The organism is Idiomarina sp. (assembly GCF_048265525.1).
GTDB lineage: Bacteria > Pseudomonadota > Gammaproteobacteria > Enterobacterales > Alteromonadaceae > Idiomarina.
Genome location: NZ_JBLXBI010000001.1, coordinates 815,576 through 833,254, shown reverse-complemented (window position 1 = coordinate 833,254; position 17,679 = coordinate 815,576). Strand labels below are relative to the sequence as shown.

The 17,679-nt window shown below is 46.7% G+C and carries 22 protein-coding genes; 15 read left to right on the top strand and 7 right to left on the bottom strand.

Annotation, left to right across the window (positions count from 1 at the left end):
* Positions 1-58 precede the first annotated feature (58 nt).
* From ACN0TF_RS04050 to ACN0TF_RS04030, 5 genes are all read left to right on the top strand, one after another.
* Positions 59-382 (top strand): hypothetical protein, encoded by a 324-nt coding sequence (locus ACN0TF_RS04050; protein WP_417440856.1) that lies wholly within the window; start codon positions 59-61, stop codon positions 380-382.
* Positions 383-421: 39 nt separating this feature from the next.
* A complete protein-coding gene (locus ACN0TF_RS04045; RefSeq protein WP_417440855.1) occupies positions 422-778 on the top strand; it encodes a hypothetical protein in 357 nt (118 codons plus the stop codon).
* 90 nt (positions 779-868) lie between these two features.
* Complete coding sequence (locus ACN0TF_RS04040) at positions 869-1,306, top strand: T6SS immunity protein Tdi1 domain-containing protein (protein WP_417440854.1); 438 nt, start codon at positions 869-871, stop codon at positions 1,304-1,306.
* A 143-nt stretch (positions 1,307-1,449) separates the two neighbouring features.
* On the top strand, positions 1,450-3,348 hold the full coding sequence (locus tag ACN0TF_RS04035) for a tetratricopeptide repeat protein (protein WP_417440853.1): 1,899 nt from the start codon (positions 1,450-1,452) through the stop codon (positions 3,346-3,348).
* Positions 3,349-3,388: 40 nt separating this feature from the next.
* Positions 3,389-3,832 carry a CopD family protein gene (locus ACN0TF_RS04030; protein ID WP_417440852.1) on the top strand — a complete coding sequence of 148 codons (444 nt, stop codon included), beginning with the start codon at positions 3,389-3,391 and terminating at the stop codon, positions 3,830-3,832.
* A 20-nt stretch (positions 3,833-3,852) separates the two neighbouring features.
* On the opposite strand, the gene ACN0TF_RS04025 is transcribed toward ACN0TF_RS04030, so the two are convergent.
* Complete coding sequence (locus ACN0TF_RS04025) at positions 3,853-4,626, bottom strand: MBL fold metallo-hydrolase (protein ID WP_417440851.1); 774 nt, start codon at positions 4,624-4,626, stop codon at positions 3,853-3,855.
* Positions 4,627-4,734: 108 nt separating this feature from the next.
* On the opposite strand from ACN0TF_RS04025, the gene ACN0TF_RS04020 reads away from it, so the two are divergent.
* The 4 genes from ACN0TF_RS04020 to ACN0TF_RS04005 all read left to right on the top strand — a co-directional run bounded on the left by ACN0TF_RS04020 (position 4,735) and on the right by ACN0TF_RS04005 (position 8,977).
* A complete protein-coding gene (locus ACN0TF_RS04020; RefSeq protein WP_417440850.1) occupies positions 4,735-5,724 on the top strand; it encodes a GlxA family transcriptional regulator in 990 nt (329 codons plus the stop codon).
* A 125-nt stretch (positions 5,725-5,849) separates the two neighbouring features.
* Positions 5,850-7,085 (top strand): acyl-CoA dehydrogenase family protein, encoded by a 1,236-nt coding sequence (locus ACN0TF_RS04015; protein WP_417440849.1) that lies wholly within the window; start codon positions 5,850-5,852, stop codon positions 7,083-7,085.
* A complete protein-coding gene (locus ACN0TF_RS04010; RefSeq protein ID WP_417440848.1) occupies positions 7,078-8,163 on the top strand; it encodes a phosphotransferase family protein in 1,086 nt (361 codons plus the stop codon). Before ACN0TF_RS04015 ends, ACN0TF_RS04010 begins: the two co-directional genes overlap by 8 nt.
* Before the next feature lie 43 nt (positions 8,164-8,206).
* Positions 8,207-8,977, top strand: a complete 771-nt coding sequence (locus ACN0TF_RS04005) for an SDR family oxidoreductase (protein ID WP_417440847.1) — start codon at positions 8,207-8,209, stop codon at positions 8,975-8,977.
* A gap of 7 nt (positions 8,978-8,984) precedes the next feature.
* Here the strand turns inward: ACN0TF_RS04005 and ACN0TF_RS04000 are convergent, their stop codons facing one another.
* Positions 8,985-9,443, bottom strand: a complete 459-nt coding sequence (locus tag ACN0TF_RS04000) for a hypothetical protein (protein ID WP_404396361.1) — start codon at positions 9,441-9,443, stop codon at positions 8,985-8,987.
* A 76-nt stretch (positions 9,444-9,519) separates the two neighbouring features.
* On the opposite strand from ACN0TF_RS04000, the gene ACN0TF_RS03995 reads away from it, so the two are divergent.
* From ACN0TF_RS03995 to glnS, 6 genes are read left to right on the top strand one after another with little or no spacing between them, the layout of a single operon-like run.
* A complete protein-coding gene (locus ACN0TF_RS03995) occupies positions 9,520-9,780 on the top strand; it encodes a hypothetical protein (protein WP_317497102.1) in 261 nt (86 codons plus the stop codon).
* A 27-nt stretch (positions 9,781-9,807) separates the two neighbouring features.
* A complete protein-coding gene (locus ACN0TF_RS03990; protein WP_417440846.1) occupies positions 9,808-10,212 on the top strand; it encodes a hypothetical protein in 405 nt (134 codons plus the stop codon).
* Positions 10,209-10,997: a 5-oxoprolinase subunit PxpA gene (locus ACN0TF_RS03985; protein WP_417440845.1), complete on the top strand. Its 789-nt coding sequence runs from the start codon at positions 10,209-10,211 to the stop codon at positions 10,995-10,997. Before ACN0TF_RS03990 ends, ACN0TF_RS03985 begins: the two co-directional genes overlap by 4 nt.
* 8 nt (positions 10,998-11,005) lie before the next feature.
* Positions 11,006-11,737 (top strand): 5-oxoprolinase subunit PxpB, encoded by a 732-nt coding sequence (gene pxpB / locus ACN0TF_RS03980; protein WP_417440844.1) that lies wholly within the window; start codon positions 11,006-11,008, stop codon positions 11,735-11,737.
* The gene (locus ACN0TF_RS03975) at positions 11,734-12,687 is read left to right on the top strand and encodes a biotin-dependent carboxyltransferase family protein (RefSeq protein WP_417440843.1); all 954 of its coding nucleotides are present in this window, start codon (positions 11,734-11,736) and stop codon (positions 12,685-12,687) included. The genes pxpB and ACN0TF_RS03975 overlap by 4 nt, the downstream gene beginning before the upstream one ends.
* A gap of 48 nt (positions 12,688-12,735) precedes the next feature.
* Positions 12,736-14,421, top strand: a complete 1,686-nt coding sequence (gene glnS, locus ACN0TF_RS03970; protein ID WP_417440842.1) for a glutamine--tRNA ligase — start codon at positions 12,736-12,738, stop codon at positions 14,419-14,421.
* Here glnS and ACN0TF_RS03965 read toward each other — a convergent pair.
* From ACN0TF_RS03965 to ACN0TF_RS03945, 5 genes are all read right to left on the bottom strand, one after another.
* Positions 14,408-15,445 carry a saccharopine dehydrogenase family protein gene (locus ACN0TF_RS03965; protein ID WP_417440841.1) on the bottom strand — a complete coding sequence of 346 codons (1,038 nt, stop codon included), beginning with the start codon at positions 15,443-15,445 and terminating at the stop codon, positions 14,408-14,410. The genes glnS and ACN0TF_RS03965 overlap by 14 nt on opposite strands.
* A gap of 4 nt (positions 15,446-15,449) precedes the next feature.
* Complete coding sequence (fur, locus tag ACN0TF_RS03960) at positions 15,450-15,896, bottom strand: ferric iron uptake transcriptional regulator (protein ID WP_417437888.1); 447 nt, start codon at positions 15,894-15,896, stop codon at positions 15,450-15,452.
* 45 nt (positions 15,897-15,941) lie between these two features.
* A complete protein-coding gene (gene fldA, locus ACN0TF_RS03955; RefSeq protein ID WP_011234721.1) occupies positions 15,942-16,475 on the bottom strand; it encodes a flavodoxin FldA in 534 nt (177 codons plus the stop codon).
* A gap of 77 nt (positions 16,476-16,552) precedes the next feature.
* Positions 16,553-16,768, bottom strand: a complete 216-nt coding sequence (locus ACN0TF_RS03950; RefSeq protein WP_011234720.1) for a DUF2788 domain-containing protein — start codon at positions 16,766-16,768, stop codon at positions 16,553-16,555.
* A 100-nt stretch (positions 16,769-16,868) separates the two neighbouring features.
* A complete protein-coding gene (locus ACN0TF_RS03945) occupies positions 16,869-17,645 on the bottom strand; it encodes an alpha/beta fold hydrolase (RefSeq protein WP_417440840.1) in 777 nt (258 codons plus the stop codon).
* Positions 17,646-17,679: the final 34 nt, after the last annotated feature.

Here is a 17,679-nt window from a genome sequence, read left to right as displayed (position 1 = left end):
ACAAGTATGCGCAGGGGATTGGTTACGCTGCGTTCCACCAACCACTGGCGTAAGTGCTATGAAACTATTAACTCAAAGAGAAAATAGAGCAATGGAAATTTTTGTTTCAGCACCAAATGATCTGGATTCACAGCCACAGCATAGTGAAAAAATTAAAACGATTAATATAGCAGCGGACGCAACTAGGTATGTAAAATTAGAAAGAATTTTAAACTTCATTATGTATTTCAATAACGCAGATAACCTGATCATTGATGATGATTACCTTAGATCACATGATCCTGAAACTATATATTTTCTAAAGCGCTTAAAAGAAGAAAAACCTCATTTGAATGTAAGGTGGACATATGCACTGAAAATCGACGGGCAACACGGAAGGTAAGTTAAAATAGGGCTACTTAAAAGCCACCGAGGAGCCACTATGAATACACCGATAGAGTTACAATTAGATGGGGTTAAGGTTGCCACTATTCTTAGCTTTACCTACGAAACACCATGGGCTACGGGAAAAGTTGAATTCGAAGATGATTCTCTGTTTAAAAAGTTGGTCGCTGTAACTTCGATGTCTTCCTTTGATTTAGAAATGGATGAACTTGGCCTGGAAGATGATGAAGAAGAGAAAATGTGGGAAGCCAAATTAAGTGAGCTGAATCTTTCCTGGCAGGACCTAAACTTAGCTCGACATGGTAGATGGTCGGTTACTCCTAGAGGCAGTGATTTACAGTTGATTTATTCTCCAAGATTTTATGAGTCAAAGTTTATGGATTGGCGTCTATGAAAACATATAACAAGTTAATCAACTTCGAGGCTATGGCGCCGGACGGAGAAAACAGCGCCGGCTATTGAGGCGTTATGGGGTAGCTAACTCATGAGCATCATTCAGGAAATCAAAGATTCATGGGGGTGGGTCGGAATTGAACCGCTCGCAACTGTTGCCGAAAACGATTTCGGTAATCTGATGGTTGAAGATGTGTACGGTAAGTTTTGGCGCCTAAGTCCCGAGGATCTCTATTGCGAGATTGTGGCTAATGACCGAGCCGAATTAGAGCTACTGTCTGAAGACCAGAACTTTCTCAAAGATTGGTATATGCAGGCGTTAGTTGAGCAAGCAAAAGAAAGCTTAGGTGCGATTCCGGAGGGCCACAAATACTGTCTCGTCATTCCCGGTGCGCTAGGAGGGGCATACGAAACCTCAAACATCAAAACTACGCCCCTTATCGAACTTGTTCGTTTCTCAGGTGATCTAGCAAAACAGATTAAAGACTTTCCTGAAGGAGCGAAAATTCAACTCAGGGCGGTTGAGTGATTCGGCATAACAAGCGGCATTACTGTGACTGCTCTCCTTCCACTTCACGGCTCCAAACCGGCGCGTGTGCCTGGCATTAAATGACCTAAATATGCTGCAGCGATTTACAATTTAAACCGAATGAACTTGTACAAGGAATATTCATGAGTTTTATCAAAAAACTATTTGGTAGAAAAAAAGGTAAGAACAAGGGGGTGAAACCCAATAGTTCTGAGCCAGGCGAAGTAAAATCGAAAGACGATATGATTAAGGCTTATGATGACTATGGTCGTGAAATTTATATCAGTAAGAGCAGCTGGTTAAACAGTGTATTAGTAGGGAACCTCGAAAAAAATAGAGACAACCCTGATGAACTCTACAACCTAATCGTATCCGCACTGAACGATGGCTTTGAAGCACATATTCAAGACGCCAGCGCACGGCTATATGGGATAGACCCTGTTAAAGAACGAGGTGCTTGTATTTACGCCATCGTGTTAATGAAAAACAACGATTTAGATCAAGCGGAGAAAATTTTAAAGGAAACCATGGCTTCTATCGGAGAGTCAGGCGTTCTATTAACTAACTTGGCTAAGGTCTACGCTAAGCGTAACGACCATAGGATGGCAGAAAAGATTTTGTGGAGTGCGCTTGAAGCAGACCCAAATCAAGATAATGGACTTGAATGGTATGCAGCCATTCATAATGAACGTGGTGGAAAGTCTTCTTATATTGACGCCCTTACAAGAGTCAGCAGGCTTTCTGGAGCTTGGAGACCGCAATTATGGTTAGCCCGCGAGGCTCTTGATAGCGGGGAAAAAAATGTAGCAATATCTTTGTATGAAGAAATATTCCGACTTTCTGACAGTCCAGATTCACAGGTTTTACAGCAGATAAGTGGGGATCTTGGGTTGAAGGGTCATATAGAGGAAATTATTACTGTTGTAACGCCCCATTTTGATATTGAGCAGCATGGCTTTTCGGTTGGCAATAACCTGATCAAGGCCTTTATTGAACTAAAAAGGTTTCAAGAGGCAAAATCTCTTGTCGAAGCTCTTTTTGCACAAAAACGACCAGATTGGAAAGAAGGATTGAGCTATTGGGAAAATGAGTTAGATAATTTGATGGGAGGCTACGGCCCTTTGGAAGACAGTACACCACCTAAATTGGCTTTGATGTCTGTTGAAAAGCCCATATGGCTGCATAAGTTAAATTCAGTGGACGATGTTCTTCCGCCTAAAAATGAAAAACCTTTTACCATACTTACTACCTCAGGTAGTTGTTCTGTTAACGAAAAACATGATCAGCTAATAAAGCAAAAAACTAATCAAGAGGGAAGCTTATGCCGTGGTATTCCTTTGTCTATTTGCGACAAACTGAATTTGGAAACTAGCGGTCAAGCCGTCATGTTAGTTCCCGTCGTTGAAAACGCGGGCTTTGCTTTTTTTGGAGAACGATATGAGGAACACTGGGTTACTCAGCTAGCAGAGCGAACCCCTTGTGACTTGATAATTCTTCCACATCTTTATGCTGAATCTAACCAATGGAAAATGGAATTTCGCATATTTGATTCAACGGGTTCTTCGCTAATAAAAACTATTGCGATAGGGTTCAGTCCTGACCAGCCATCGCTGGCTTTAAAAGAACTAGTAGATGAAGTGTGCCTTTATATCACCGAAAACTATTCGATTAAGCTAGCTAGCTCTCCAGTTCGTGTCAGTCAGGTGACCCCTAAGTTATTTGCTCATTACGTGGATGCCAATGATAGTTGTTTAGCTCTCTCGTTGGCATGTAATGTTGACGATGGCCCAAGCACACTATATGGAGAACGGAATATTTTCGATAAATTGCTAAAACTCGCGCTTGAAGAGCCAAATAGTGATATCCGTAAATTAATGCTAGTTTCTGCAATGGCGAAGAATAAGGCATATCATTCAAGGATATATCTAGAGTATGAAAAAAAGCTTAAAAAGTTACTTGAAGAACAAACTTCTGGAAGCGCAATTTCCATTGCTCTGACAAAAGCTGTAGACGATATTTATGAACATAGAAGTGTGGTGTGAGAGCCTGCCACGAATGAAGTTTTTTGCTCAAGAGGTACCAATGTACGGTTTACTTTTACTACTCCACATTCTCGCGGCAACCATCTGGACAGGTGGGCACATTGTCCTGTCCTTCGTTGTGCTGCCCAAGGTTTTAAAAGAGCGGTCACCTCAGTTACTCCTCGATTTTGAGTCTGTCTACGAAAAAATTGGCATGCCCGCACTCATCATTCAAATAATTACAGGCGTAATTCTGGCGCACAGGCTGCTCCCAGATTTCAGCCTGTGGTTCAATACCAGTAACCCGGTTGCTTATCCAATAATGGCAAAACTGGGCTTGCTTGCGTTAACGGTTGGTTTTGCTATTAGCGCAAGGTTTTTCGTCATACCCAACCTTTCGCCAGCAAACCTCAAAGTAATGGCGTGGCACATTGTGTCGGTTACTGTTATTTCCATTCTATTCGTTGTTGTGGGTGTCTCGTTTCGAACAGGCTGGTTTTATTGAAGAACCCTGAAAGGGCGCTCTCATGAAGCCAAAATAGTCGCTCCGTCGAGCGGTATATGAACTTTGTCTGTTAATAGCTGTTCTTTAACAGAATCCATTAGTTGATTCCGAGTCACCGGGCAATGATCCAGTGCCTCTAAATGGTTGGCGACAATATTTCCCTTGCTTAATGTGCCCACTTCCAGAACCTCTTCAATACCCATAATGATATGTCCTCCAACGTCAAACTGCGCTCCACCAGCGGGTAGTACTATCCACTCTGGCTGTTCTGAAGTAATACAGTGGCGAACATCGTCAGTTAAAAGGGTGTCACCGGTAATATATAAGCTGGGTTCATTGGCTTGCTTAATTAAAAAGCCATGACCATGTTCCATGAGTCGGCCAATAAAGCCTTCTCCGTGAACACAGGGAATAAGGTTAATAGTACCGTGTAAAAAGGAGTTAGTTTGTTCAGTACTTAGCGACTGCACGTTCAGTCCTTTACGTGCCAGAAATCGTGCGTCTTTATCGGAGCAATAGACAGGAATTTGGTGCTGTCTAAGCCACTTTGCTGCAGCTCTGTCTAAGTGGTCAAAGTGTCCTTTTTGACAATGCGTGATCAAGCACGCTGTGACGCTATCCAATAGTTTATCGGTATTGTCAGGAAGCGGGGCTGTTGGGTTCCTTGTCCGCGTAGTAGTGAGATATTTCAGTGGTGGAATTGCGCCTTTTGGTGCAAGCATTGGGTCAACAAGAATAACTTCATTTTCGTAATGAATAACAATGGTCGCGTTTCTTATTTGGGTAATTTTCATCGTTGGCAGCTTCCTTATTGGTAATGAAGTCATTGTATTTTTATTGAGCACTGAACATAATGGCCGTTTACGACATTAATCATTCAATATCAGCCATATGGGTGGAAAATGAGAATTGGTCTGGTGGTTTACCCTGGATGCATGGCGTCCGGGCTGTTGGCATTCGCGGAGCTGCTTGAGGCTGCCAATCAACGCTCTGGAAAAACGCAATTTGATGTTGTCTGGACAGGCGTTAACGATAAGCCCGTAAACATTCAAGTGACGCGGTACGGCGCTAATGTTTCTGTCGTACCCGCGTTGCCAATGACAGACGACTCACTAGAAGCATTGCTTATACCTGGTTTCTGGACGGATGGAGAGGACGACCTAAGCGGTTTACTGGATAACTATGATGACCTTATCAGTATCCTGAAAGGTATATCTCCATCGACCCAACTTTGGGCTTATTGCTCCGCGGTGAGTCTATTGGCTGAAGCCGGTCTTTTGAAGAACAGGAGGGCAACATCAACCTGGTGGCTGACCGACTTTCTTTCTGCCCGAAACCGCGAAACGTTCTGGCGTTTTTCTCAGACCTTTGTTGCCGACGGAAATGTCATGACAGCCTCTGGGGTTAATGGGCATTTGCCCATCGCACAGGCGATTATTGAACAGGAGCTTGGACACAACATACTGAGGGATATTATTGAAGTTATGGTTGTTCCCAAGCCGGAACATAAGGTAACCCCCTTACGTGCTGTCAATATGATGCAGTTTGAAGAACCATTGATCCGCCAGGTTTATGCCTGGGTTGAAGAAACATCAGCGAATTGTTTAATGGTATCTGCTCTGGCTCAAGTACTTCATACAACTGAACGAACACTTGCGAGAAAAGTGAAGGCAATAACCGGGCTGTCATGCGCTCACTTTATGCGGCTTGTGAAAGTTAAACAGGCATCGGATTACCTAATCTATAGTTCACAATCGGTTTCGCAGATCAGCGACCAACTAGGTTTTACCGACGATACCTCATTTCGCAGAACCTTTAAAAACATTACTGGCTATACTCCTTCCGATTATCGCAGCCACTTTGGCCGTCTCAGCTTCATTTCAGGTAGTTGAATCTACTCTTTCTGATTGGCGAGTTTTAGTCCCAATGTACAATAGAATTTTGTGGTCAACTCTGGTTGTACCACCAACCCTTTCATGTCTACAATGCTGTTTAACGTTGGCTGGGAGCGGGTGTTATGGATTTTTCCTACAGTGCGAAAACAAAGGACTACTTAGCGCGGTTAGATGCCTTTATGCGCGAGCATATTGAGCCGTATGAAAACCAGTATCAGAAAGAAAATTATCGTCTGAACAGCACGCCGAATTGGCGTGAATGGCAGGTGCCGCCGCGGGTGGCTGAGCTTAAGCAAATGGCGAAAGAGCAGGGGCTTTGGAACCTGTTTTTGCCGGACGAAGAGCTTGGTGCTGGTTTAAGCACGCTGGAATATGCGCCATTAGCTGAGCGCATGGGTCGCAGCCTCTTAGCACCCGAGGTCTTCAACTGCAACGCACCTGACACGGGTAATATGGAAGTGCTCTATCACTTTGGTGATGACCCGCAGCAAGAGCAGTGGTTAAAACCGCTTTTGAACGGCGACATTCGCTCGGTGTTTTGTATGACCGAGCCCGATGTCGCGTCTTCCGATGCCACCAATATGCAAACTACCATTAAAGCGGATGGCTCCGATTGGGTCATAAACGGCCGTAAGTGGTGGAGTACTGGTTTAGGTCACCCGGACGCTGAGATTGCCATTGTTATGGGTCTGACCGACGAGGACGCCGACAAACATCATCGCCATTCCATGGTATTGGTGCCATTGAACACGCCCGGCGTAAATATTGAACGCATGTTGCCTGCCTTAGGTGAGTACGATGCCCCATACGGTCATGGCGAGGTGGTATTCGATAACGTTCGCGTACCGAAAGAAAACATCATTGTCGGCCCTGGTGCCGGTTTTAAAATTGCGCAGGGACGTTTAGGTCCGGGACGCATTCACCACTGCATGCGCGCTATTGGCGCGGCAGAACGCGCGTTGGAACTCTTTATTGAACGGGGCGTATCCCGCATTGCCTTTGGCGAACCGTTAATGAAGCTAGGTGGCAATACCGAGCGTTTAGCTGACTTGCGCGTAGCCATTGATCAGGCAAGGTTACTGACACTGCATGCGGCGTGGCAAATCGACAACGTTGGTGCCATGAAAGCCATTAAAGAAATATCGGCCATTAAGCTGGTGGCACCCAATGTGCTGCAGCGGGTGGTGGACGAAACCATGCAACTATTTGGTGGTGCTTCTCTGTGTCACGACACGCCACTGCCGGGCTTATTAACCGTTGCGCGTTCGCTGCGCATTGCCGATGGACCCGACGCGGTGCACCGTGCGACTATTGCAAAAACAGAGTTAAAACAATGGAAAGGGCGCTCTAATGACTGATCCATCATCCGCCGTAGTCGATCAGGCGAGTGACGTACGCGAAGAAGAAACTTTGCCCGTAGAGGCATTAGATAATTGGCTGGCGGCGCATATAGGCGACGAGCTTCCCGAAGACCGCGGTACTTTGCGCATTACCCAATATACTGGTGGTGTGTCGAACTGGACTTACCGTTTAGATTACAACGGCCTGGCACTGGTGCTACGCCGCCCACCCGACGGCACAAAGGCCAAGTCAGCCCATGACATGGGTCGTGAATTCCGTCTTCAGAAACGCCTGAGACCGGCGTTTCCTCATGTGCCCCGAATGCTGGCGTATTGCCGTGACGAGTCGGTTATTGGCGCCGAGTTTTATGTGATGGAGCACGTAACAGGCATTATTCCGCGGAGGCGTTTTCCTAAAGGGCTGGATCTTAGTTCTGAGCAGGCGCGGCAGTTATGCACGAACGCGTTGGATAAACTGATAAAGCTGCACCAGGTGGATTTAGACAGCACCGGCCTACGCAAAATAGCCAAAGGTAAAGGTTACACCGAACGTCAGGTAAATGGCTGGTGTGGCCGTTATGAAAAAGCAAAGACCTGGAATGTATTCGGCGCGGGTTCGGTTATGCGTTGGCTTAAAGAGAACCAGCCGCCAAGCGAGAAAATTTGTCTGGTTCACAACGACTTTCGTTTAGACAACCTGATACTTAACCCGGATGATCCAACTGACATTATCGGTATTCTGGACTGGGAACTGGCGACTTTAGGCAATCCGTTAATGGATTTAGGTAACTCGCTGGCTTATTGGATAGAAGCGGGCGATGACAAAGTGGCGCGTGCGACCAAACGTCAGCCGAGCGACTACCCGGGCATGCTAACCCGCAAAGAAGTTATCGATTACTACTGTGAGCGCACTGGCACCAAGGTAGAAGACTTTGCTTTCTACGAAGTGTTTGGTTTATTCCGTTTAGCGGTGATAGCCCAGCAAATTTATTATCGGTACCACCATAAGCAAACCACCAATAAAGCCTTTAAGAACTTCTGGTTTTTGGTGAACTACTTGCTGTGGCGTTGCCGCCGTCGTATCGCCAAAGCTTAAAAAATATGAATAAAAAGACAATAACAATAAAGAGAGCTCAATAATGTCTCAAGAAAGGAAGACCATTTTAATTACCGGTGCCAGCTCTGGTCTGGGGCAAGGTATGGCTCGTGAGTTTGCCGCTCAGGGCAAGGATCTATGCCTGTGCGCGCGTCGGCTAGACCGGCTGGAAGCCTTGAAAACCGAACTGGAAGAAAAGTATTCCGGCATAAAAGTGAGCATTAAAACTCTGGATGTAAATGTCCACGAGGACGTGTTCCGAGTGTTTCAGGAGTTTAAGCAAGAGCAGGGGCAAGTTGACCGCTTTATTATTAATGCTGGCATGGGTAAAGGCGCTGCGCTTGGCACTGGCTACTTTGAAGCAAACAAAGCCACGGCTGAAACGAACTTCGTAGCCGCGCTGGCGCAGTGTGAAGCGGCTATGGAAATTCTACGAGAGCAAAAACAGGGGCACCTGGTGACTATCTCGTCCATGAGTGCTTTCCGCGGTATGCCGCGGGCTATGACGGTTTATGCGGCTACCAAAGCTGGGTTGGCATCATTAACGGAAGGCATTCGTGCAGACTTAATGAAAACCTACGGCAGCAACAGCCCAATAATAGTCTCGACTATTTACCCGGGCTATATTCGTTCGGAAATTAACGAGAAGGTGAAAAACACACCTTTTATGGTGGACACCGAAACCGGCTGTCGCTTGCTGGCCGAAGCCATCAATAAAGAGCCGGTTAAAGCTTATGTACCGCGTTGGCCCTGGGCATTAATGGCGTTTGTAATGAAACGCCTGCCGCTGAAATGGGTGTTAAAGCTGGCTTAACTCTCGGTTATTCACCAGAGTCAGAGCAAACGGCGTCGCCGCTAGTAGAAACCTGCACTGACAGAGACTGGCTGACGCCTTGTGCATCGTTAAACAGAAATACCGGCTCGACTAAAAACATGTCGCCGCGCTTGCCATCGTGGTTGATTTCCAACCGCTGATCCGCCAGTTCCAGTTTAATGCAGCCATCGTGTTCGGTGGTCATTATGCGCTCCCATTTATCCGGCTGTGGTTCGTGCAGCCAGATTTCATGGCCCTGCCAACTTTGTTTTTCACCCCGTTCGCACCAGTAGCTATGAACTTCCAGCGCGCCGTCTTCACTGGTTTCCAGTTGACGAATGTCGCACTCGTCTTCATGCGGTAATTCTGGTTCCATGGCGGTGTACTGGTACACAACAACACTGACAAAAATGACGAGAAGGGTGACGGCCGAAGCGCCTAACCAGATAAGAATTTGCTTTAACATATGGCTCCAGAACCTGATACAGTATAAGTTCTTAGTATAAAGACAATAATTATAAGAACAATGACTTGGGGGAAGTATGTGGCAACGGGTTTTGGCATTACTGATTCTGATTGTCGGTCTGTTAATGGCCGTTTTGGGTGTGGTGAGTGACAACGATACCAATGTCAGACTGTCGGGTGCGGTATTGATGTTAATTGGTATTATCTGGCTGTATAAGCAACCGACGTTGAAGTCGCTTAATCGTACCGATAAGCCAACGTTAAAATGGTATCAGTCTCCAATTCTCTGGATACCTATTATTGCGATCATCATCTTTGTGATTAGTCTGTTTATGTAAACAGAGACTCAGTTAGGAATCGAATTCATGAATATAGCAAAACGAATTGTTATTTTGGCCGGCGCGGTGGGGCTGTTTTTTTACACCGCAGAGCAGGAAGACCTGATTACTCTAATTGCGAACTTTAATCTGAGCTGGTACAAACTGGGCGTTCCTGTTGCCTGGGGCTTAGTCATTGGTGGGCTGTGCGCACTGTTAAAGTTCCGCTGGCTGCTTTCCTGGATGGCACCTGTTACTTTAGTTGCCAGCGCAATAACGACTATGGGACTCACTGGTGCAGCAGCTGTATTTGTGAAACATCAACTGGTGGTGCTTTGTTTGCCGCCGTTACAACTCGCCGCCGTAGGTGTTGGTTTGTATTTATTTGCCGTGGGTCTGGTTAAGCTAATGGGAGACATTGAAGCCAGAAAATCCGAAAAAGGTGAGGAATGAGTCGTCAAAGTAGCCCCGAAAGTAATCCGGGAATTACATTAAACAGCGATATTGGTGAAAGCTTTGGAACCTGGAAAATGGGCGCCGATGACTTAATTATGCCGCACATCGACTGCGCTAATGTGGCTTGTGGTTTTCATGCATCAGACCCTCTAACTATGCTGAAAACAGTCAAGTTAGCCAAGCAGCATGATGTGACGATAGGCGCGCATCCTGCGTACCCCGATCTTGTTGGTTTCGGCCGACGTCATATGGCGTTAAAACCCGATGAAGTAACCGCTTTAATTCAGTATCAGGTGGGGGCTTTACAGGGCATTTGTGCAGGCCAGAAAACCGAAGTGAAATATGTGAAGCCACACGGCGCACTTTATAACGACATGTTAAGCGACGGTCAGCAATTCGATGCTGTTTGTCAGGCCATTGCCGCCTTGCAGGACGACAGACATGAACCCTTGCCGTTAATGGTTATGGCAACTCCCGAAAATGACGCCTGGCGCCACCGCGCGCAGCAGTTTGGTGTGGAATTATGGTTTGAAGGTTTTGCCGATCGCGCTTATGACGATAATGGGCAGTTGCGTTCGCGTAGCAATCCTGACGCCGTGCACGGTGATGTTGAAGCCATGTATGCTCAGGCGGAGGCTTTTGCGACAGGTCGTGCTATTGAGAGTGTGTCGGGTAAGTCGCTGCAAATTGAAATTGATTCTCTTTGTGTTCACGGGGATAACCCCAAAGCGATAGAAACCGTAGAGAAGCTGCGGAGTATTGTCCGGCAAGCTAACGAATAAACTTAGGAATGACCTATAGTTCAGTTATGAAAGAAGAGTCTGATTTTCCAAAACTCGTTTCAGCCGGCGCCGATGCCGTTATTGTCTATTTAGGCGAGGGCATTAGCGTGTCAGTTAACCAGCGTGTTCTGGCTGCGGTTAAGGTAGTAAAAGAGCAACTGTCTGACGTTGTGCTGGATTTAGTGCCGTCCTACAACTCCTTAATGGTTTATTACAACGTGCTGAGCATTGATGAGCCCGAAATACGTGAACGCTTGCGTAAAGCTTTAGCTGACCTCAGCTCTGATACTAGCGAGCAGAGCGGCAAGCTGCATCGCATTCCGGTTTATTATGATGAAAGTGTCGGGCCTGACCTTGCTCGCATTGCTGACATGAACAACTGCTCTGTGGATGATGTAATAAAAATGCACACCGAGCAGACGTACCGCGTATATGCCATGGGCTTTGCGCCGGGCTTCGCTTATTTAGGTGAAGTTACTGAGAAGATCAGAACGCCTCGTTTAGATAACCCCAGAAAGCGCATTACCGCAGGCAGCGTCGCCATTGCTGAAAGTCAGACGGCGGTTTATCCGTCGGCATCGCCCGGAGGCTGGAATATTATTGGCCGTACTTCTACCCAGTTATATGACCCCTCATCGGGGACCATCAGCCCGCTGAACGTAGGCGATGAAGTAGAATTTTACGCGGTAAGTAAAGAGCAGTTTATTGAGGAAGGCGGTGACACGGAGGCCTTGTCATGATGCGTATTATTGAGCCGGGTATGCGCTCAGCCGTTCAGGATTTCGGGCGTTTTGGTTATTTATCAAAAGGTCTGACCCGGGGCGGTCCAATGGACGAACACGCGTTTTTATGGGCGAACCGGTTGCTGAGTAACCATTTTAATGCCGCTCAAATAGAAATTACCCTGGGCGGCTTTGAAGTAGAATTTGACCGTGACTGCCAGTGTGCTGTGACCGGTGCTGATGTTCAATTGACGCTGGACGACGAGGTGTTAAATACCTGGCAAAATTTTAAAGTACGCGCGGGTCAACGCCTGAAGATGGCGTACGCCAGTGCCGGTGTCAGAGCCTATTTAGCGGTGCAGGGCGGTTTTCAGGTGGAATCTAAGTGGGGCAGTTGCGCAACCGTTACTCGTGACGCGGTTGGCGGCCTGCATGGAGACGGCTCGTTTTTAAAAGCGGGTGATGAACTGAGTTTTAATGAGCAGAACTATCAGGTATCGCGGCGCGTGGGCTGGGCCTACAGAGCAGACTACCAGAAAACCCCGGTTATTGGCTTAATACCGGGCTTTCAGTACGACGCCTTTCCCATGTCTGCAAGAGAAGCTTTCTGTTACGAAGATTACGAAGTGACTAAAGACAGTGACCGCATGGGCATTCGCTTGTCCGGTAAAGCGTTGGAATATGACGGTGAGGGTTTGGTGTCTGAAGGCGTGAATGTGGGGTCTGTACAGGTGCCCGCAAATGGCCAGCCTATTATTATGATGAACGACCGCCAGACCTTAGGTGGCTACCCGAAACTGGGCACCATTAACCCGTTCGATTTAGGTCGGTTGGCACAATGCCAGCCGGGGCAGACCGTTCGTTTTACCCGCATTGAGGGTAAAGTTGCACAGCAGCAATTGCGCCGTTTTTATCAGTTTTTTAATGTTCGCTTAGCTTGTCAGGCTGACGATAACCTGCGATCATAGCCGCTTCATATTATCCGGTGTTGATTTTGTAGCGGAGACAAAAGGTTCATGGCAGATACTGACTCTCGTCCCAGTAATTTTATTCGTCAAATCATTGATAAAGATTTGGCCAGTGGTAAGCACGCAACTGTACACACCCGTTTTCCTCCGGAGCCGAATGGTTACCTGCATATTGGCCATGCCAAATCGATAGTGCTGAACTTCGGTATTGCTGAAGACTACAACGGTACCTGTAACCTACGTTTTGATGATACCAACCCACTGAAAGAAAAAGTGGACTATGTGAACTCCATTAAAAAAGACGTGGAGTGGCTGGGGTATCACTGGGAAGGCGAACCGCGTTATTCCTCTAATTACTTTGATCAGCTGCATGCGTTTGCGGTTGAGCTGATTGAAAAAGGCCTGGCCTACGTTGATTTCAGTTCGCAGGATAAAATGCGCGAAATGCGCGGTACTCTGAAAGAGCCGGGCGTAAACAGCCCTTACCGTGATACTTCTGTGGAAGAGAACTTAAAGCACTTTGCTGACATGACAGCAGGTAAGCACGAAGAAGGCACCGCCGCATTACGGGCAAAAATTGATATGAGCTCGCCGTTTATGTGTATGCGCGATCCGGTTATTTACCGTGTGCGTTTTGTACACCATCACCAGACTGGTGATAAATGGTGCGTTTACCCAATGTACGACTTCACCCACTGCATTTCGGATGCGCTGGAAGGCATTACACATTCACTGTGTACGCTGGAGTTCCAGGATAACCGTCGCTTGTATGACTGGGTGCTGGATAACATCAGCATTGACTGCCATCCACAGCAAATTGAATTCTCGCGCCTGAATCTGCAATACACGGTAATGAGTAAACGCATTATTAATACGTTGGTAGATGAGAATAAAGTAAGCGGCTGGGATGACCCGCGTATTGCCAGCATTGCTGGTTTGCGTCGCCGTGGTTATACACCAGATTCAGTTCGTGAGTTCTGCCGTCGTATTGGTGTGACCAAAATGGATAACCAGGTAGAAATGAGCATGCTGGAAGCCTGCATTCGTGATGACCTGAACGTCAATGCACCACGCGCTATGGCGGTGATGGATCCGGTTAAAATTGTTATTGAAAACTACCCTGAAGGCGAACAGGAACTGCTGGATGCGCCAAACCACCCGAATGACCCGGAAATGGGCTCGCGTCAGGTGACTTTTAGTCGTGAAATCTGGATTGAACGGGAAGACTTCCGTGAGTCGGCTAATAAGAAGTTTAAGCGTCTGGTGCTGGATAAAGAAGTGCGTTTGCGTAATGCTTACGTTGTTCGTGCAGACCGGGTAGAAACCGACGACAACGGTGAAATTCAGACCATCTACTGCCATTATGACGCCGACACTCTGGGTAAAGACCCGGCGGACGGTCGTAAGGTGAAGGGCGTTATTCACTGGGTGTCTGCAGAAACCGCAAAAGCAGCAGAATTCCGTGTGTATGACCGCTTATTCCAGGTGCCTAACCCGGCAGCCGAGGAAGACTTGTTCTCAACCCTGAACCCGGAGTCTTTGGTTATTAAGAAAGGCTTTGTGGAAGCTAACTTAGCGAGTGCGAAACTGGGCGAGAACTTCCAGTTTGAACGTCTGGGCTACTATTGTCTGGATCAGGATGCTGAGACTGAAGGCCGTTTAATATTCAACCAGACCGTTGGTTTACGCGACAGCTGGGCGAAAATAGAACAGGAACAAACTACTGGATCTTAAACTGGTCCAGTAGCTTAGCGCCATACAAACGTGAGGGGGTGTAAAAGCCCCCTGACTGTTTCTGACTTAAGGTATGAATAGCTACCTCAACAGCCCCTTCGGCAGTTAGCGAATAACCGTTTTTCACTTTAACCCGCATACTTTTCTTATTGCCTTTGGCATCGCTGATTTCACCCCAAACGTAAGTCGGGTTATTCTTCCGTTCTTTTTCTTCAGGGCCAGCAGGCTGTGATTCGAGTTTTTTCTTCAGCTTAGCCTGAACCCATTTCCATTTAAATACCCAGCGGAACCAGTTCATCCGGCGCATTTTCTTGACTAGGCGCGGGCTGGCCGGTATGTACACTTCAATGTTGGGTATTTCCGTGGTGTAGTAGGCGGTAGAGACATCGCCCCAGGGAATGGTCATGGCATATTTTTCACCATTACCAAAATCTATCCAACGGGAATGCCAGGCGTGAGGAACATCGGTAATTTGTCCTTTAATACGGGCAGCGCCGCCACGACCTAAACGTTCTATGCTGGTTCTGGCAGTGCCACGACTCATGCGTGAACCTGAATCAAAACCTAAGGCTAGGTGTGTTGCTTCCGGCATCTGGGCGTTGAGTCGCGCGGCAATACAGTCGGTTGGAATAACGTCAAAGCCAACGCCAGGACATATAACAATGCCGGCTTCGCGCGCGGCTTTGTCCATAGAGTGAGCGTATTCAAATACGTCTATCTCGCCGGTAATGTCTAAATAGTGGGTTTTGGTATCAATACAGGCTTGAATAAGGGGAACTGCGGTCTGGCTGAATGGGCCGGCGCAATTAATGACTAAGTCTACGTCTTCTAATTGCTTTTGAACTTCATCAATACTGTCGAGCGAGAATGCCCTGTATTGAAAGTCTAAATGGCGTGCCACTGGCTCAAGGGCGTTTTCGTTACGGCCAGCTAAAATAGGTTGGTAACCGCGTTTTTTAGCCTGATGGGCAATAAGTTTGCCCGAATAACCGTATGCACCGTAAATGAGCCAGCGCAGTGCCATATTATTACTCTGCCTCAGCGGCAGCTTTGTATTCGCAGCCTTCACCACGCTGACATTCACCGTAAAGGTACAGACTGTGGTTAGTCAGTTTAATTTTATTTTCTGCGGCTACTTTTTCCTGACGCTCTTCTATTACGTCATCTTCAAATTCAAAAACGTGGCCACAGGTTAAACACACCAGGTGATCGTGGTGGTGCTTTGCACTCAACTCAAATACCGAACGCCCACCTTCAAAGTGGTGGCGAGTAATAATACCAGCGTCATCAAACTGGTTTAGTACCCGGTAAACGGTAGCCAGGCCAATTTCATCTTTTTGTTCCAGCAGAATTTTATAGACATCTTCGGCACTGATGTGTTGGTTATCTGGTTTTTTCAAAATCTCCAGAATCTTCATCCGTGGGGAAGTGACTTTTAGTCCTGCTTTTTTCAGCTGTTCGTCGTTACTCGCCATAATAATTAGTATCTCAGTTAAACATGTATAACAGCATACCCTGTATTAGCTGTCACTTGCCAGTTCTGCCAGACACATTTCTTCATAAACTTGCTGGCACCATTTGCTAACGCGTTCTTTGGTTAACTCTGGCTGACGGTCTTCATCTATACCCAAACCGACAAAGTGTGTGTCGTCGGCCATGCCTTTAGATGCTTCAAAATTGTAGCTCTCGGTAGGCCAGTGTCCGACAATAATGCCACCACGGGCTTCCACAATGTCGCGAACCATGCCCATGGCATCAAGAAAGTATTCCGCGTAATCTTCCTGATCGCCACAGCCAAAAATGGCAATGAGCTTGTCTGTAAAATCTATCTCTTCCAGTTCGGGGAAAAAGTCATCCCAATCGCACTGAGCTTCGCCGTAATACCACGTCGGAATACCGAACAATAGTAAGTCGTAATTGGCAATATCTTCTTTACTGGATTTGGCGATGTCTTTTACATCAACGAGCTTTTTACCAAGCTCTTTCTGAATCATCTGCGCGACGGCTTCGGTGTTACCGGTGTCGCTTCCAAAGAAAATTCCAACAGTTGCCATAAGTCAATTTTCACCTGATTATACGAATAAACAGTACTGAATGGATTGCCATTCAGCGGCGTAAATTATCAATTGGGTTAAACTCCGGATTCCCAGAGCACCTGAATAATACCTTTAGCGATAAAGCCAAAACAGCCAAGAAAGAGCACCATCCAGACAATAACCTGGCCAAATTTGGGCACTGCAGAACGTTTTAACACGTCCCGAATGGCTAAGCCTATTAGTAAGAATAGTATGCCCAGCGTAAAATTGGTGGCCAGAACTTCAATTTGTTCGTAATACTCAGCTAACATACTGCTTAACCTCGCTGGTACTTAACCTAAGAATGCTTAATGCGGTCTTGACTGTTTTTTACGGCGCTTAGATTACCATAAAGCACGGCTGGTGGCGAGATTACTGCGCTATAAACTCAATGACCAGGCGGTTAAATATTCTTGGTTTCTCGGCATGTAGCCAGTGGCCTGCACCTTCAATAACTTTTACCGAGGCATTGCTAAATCGGGCTGCCACGTCTTGTTGATGCTTTTCTGTGAGGTAGTTTGAGCTACCTCCTTTTATAAAAAGTACCGGTCCGTCGTATTGGCCTTTGCTGACGGCCGCTGAAATTTGCTGATAATTTTCTCTTAGGGCTTTTAGGTTAAGCCGCCATTGGTAACCGTCGTCAGTTTTTTTCAGGTTTTTCAGCAGAAACTGGCGTACACCTTTTTCTGAAATTGTCTCGGCTAACTGTTTGTCGGCGTCGCCGCGGCTTTTTACCTGGTCTATGTCCAGGTTAGAAAGAGCGTCTAATATGCTGTCGTGGGTACCGTCATAAGCTGCGGGTGAAATATCGGCAAATATCGCCGCTTTAATCCGTTCAGGGGCCTTTATGCAAGTTTCCATTGCTATTTTGCCACCCATGGAATGACCAACTAAATAAAACTGTTCGAGGTTCAGCGAGTCAGCCAGTTTGATAATGTCCTCTGCCATGTCCGGGTAAGTCATGCTGTCGCTGTGAAACGATTCACCATGATTACGGGCGTCGGGCAAAATGCAGTAGTAGTCTTCTGACAGTTCACGGGCAAGACTTTTTAAATTGTCTTTATCGCCAAACAGACCGTGAATAATGATGATAGCCGGATTGCTATCCGTACCTAATGTTTCGTGATTCAACAATGAAGAGTCTGCCATCGAACTGCCTTTAGTGATAAACTTTGGTCTATAT

Coding starts and splice junctions, on each gene's coding strand:
- ACN0TF_RS04040 (WP_417440854.1), top strand. CDS start 869: ATGAGCATCATTCAGGAAATCAAAGATTCATGGGGGTGGGTCGGAATT.
- ACN0TF_RS03985 (WP_417440845.1), top strand. CDS start 10,209: ATGAGTCGTCAAAGTAGCCCCGAAAGTAATCCGGGAATTACATTAAAC.
- ACN0TF_RS04020 (WP_417440850.1), top strand. CDS start 4,735: ATGAGAATTGGTCTGGTGGTTTACCCTGGATGCATGGCGTCCGGGCTG.
- ACN0TF_RS04030 (WP_417440852.1), top strand. CDS start 3,389: ATGTACGGTTTACTTTTACTACTCCACATTCTCGCGGCAACCATCTGG.
- ACN0TF_RS04045 (WP_417440855.1), top strand. CDS start 422: ATGAATACACCGATAGAGTTACAATTAGATGGGGTTAAGGTTGCCACT.
- fur (WP_417437888.1), bottom strand. CDS start 15,896: ATGGCGAGTAACGACGAACAGCTGAAAAAAGCAGGACTAAAAGTCACT.
- fldA (WP_011234721.1), bottom strand. CDS start 16,475: ATGGCAACTGTTGGAATTTTCTTTGGAAGCGACACCGGTAACACCGAA.
- ACN0TF_RS04050 (WP_417440856.1), top strand. CDS start 59: ATGAAACTATTAACTCAAAGAGAAAATAGAGCAATGGAAATTTTTGTT.
- ACN0TF_RS03995 (WP_317497102.1), top strand. CDS start 9,520: ATGTGGCAACGGGTTTTGGCATTACTGATTCTGATTGTCGGTCTGTTA.
- ACN0TF_RS04025 (WP_417440851.1), bottom strand. CDS start 4,626: ATGAAAATTACCCAAATAAGAAACGCGACCATTGTTATTCATTACGAA.
- ACN0TF_RS04015 (WP_417440849.1), top strand. CDS start 5,850: ATGGATTTTTCCTACAGTGCGAAAACAAAGGACTACTTAGCGCGGTTA.
- ACN0TF_RS03990 (WP_417440846.1), top strand. CDS start 9,808: ATGAATATAGCAAAACGAATTGTTATTTTGGCCGGCGCGGTGGGGCTG.
- glnS (WP_417440842.1), top strand. CDS start 12,736: ATGGCAGATACTGACTCTCGTCCCAGTAATTTTATTCGTCAAATCATT.
- ACN0TF_RS04000 (WP_404396361.1), bottom strand. CDS start 9,443: ATGTTAAAGCAAATTCTTATCTGGTTAGGCGCTTCGGCCGTCACCCTT.
- ACN0TF_RS04005 (WP_417440847.1), top strand. CDS start 8,207: ATGTCTCAAGAAAGGAAGACCATTTTAATTACCGGTGCCAGCTCTGGT.
- ACN0TF_RS03975 (WP_417440843.1), top strand. CDS start 11,734: ATGATGCGTATTATTGAGCCGGGTATGCGCTCAGCCGTTCAGGATTTC.
- ACN0TF_RS04035 (WP_417440853.1), top strand. CDS start 1,450: ATGAGTTTTATCAAAAAACTATTTGGTAGAAAAAAAGGTAAGAACAAG.
- ACN0TF_RS03950 (WP_011234720.1), bottom strand. CDS start 16,768: ATGTTAGCTGAGTATTACGAACAAATTGAAGTTCTGGCCACCAATTTT.
- ACN0TF_RS03965 (WP_417440841.1), bottom strand. CDS start 15,445: ATGGCACTGCGCTGGCTCATTTACGGTGCATACGGTTATTCGGGCAAA.
- ACN0TF_RS03945 (WP_417440840.1), bottom strand. CDS start 17,645: ATGGCAGACTCTTCATTGTTGAATCACGAAACATTAGGTACGGATAGC.
- ACN0TF_RS04010 (WP_417440848.1), top strand. CDS start 7,078: ATGACTGATCCATCATCCGCCGTAGTCGATCAGGCGAGTGACGTACGC.
- pxpB (WP_417440844.1), top strand. CDS start 11,006: ATGACCTATAGTTCAGTTATGAAAGAAGAGTCTGATTTTCCAAAACTC.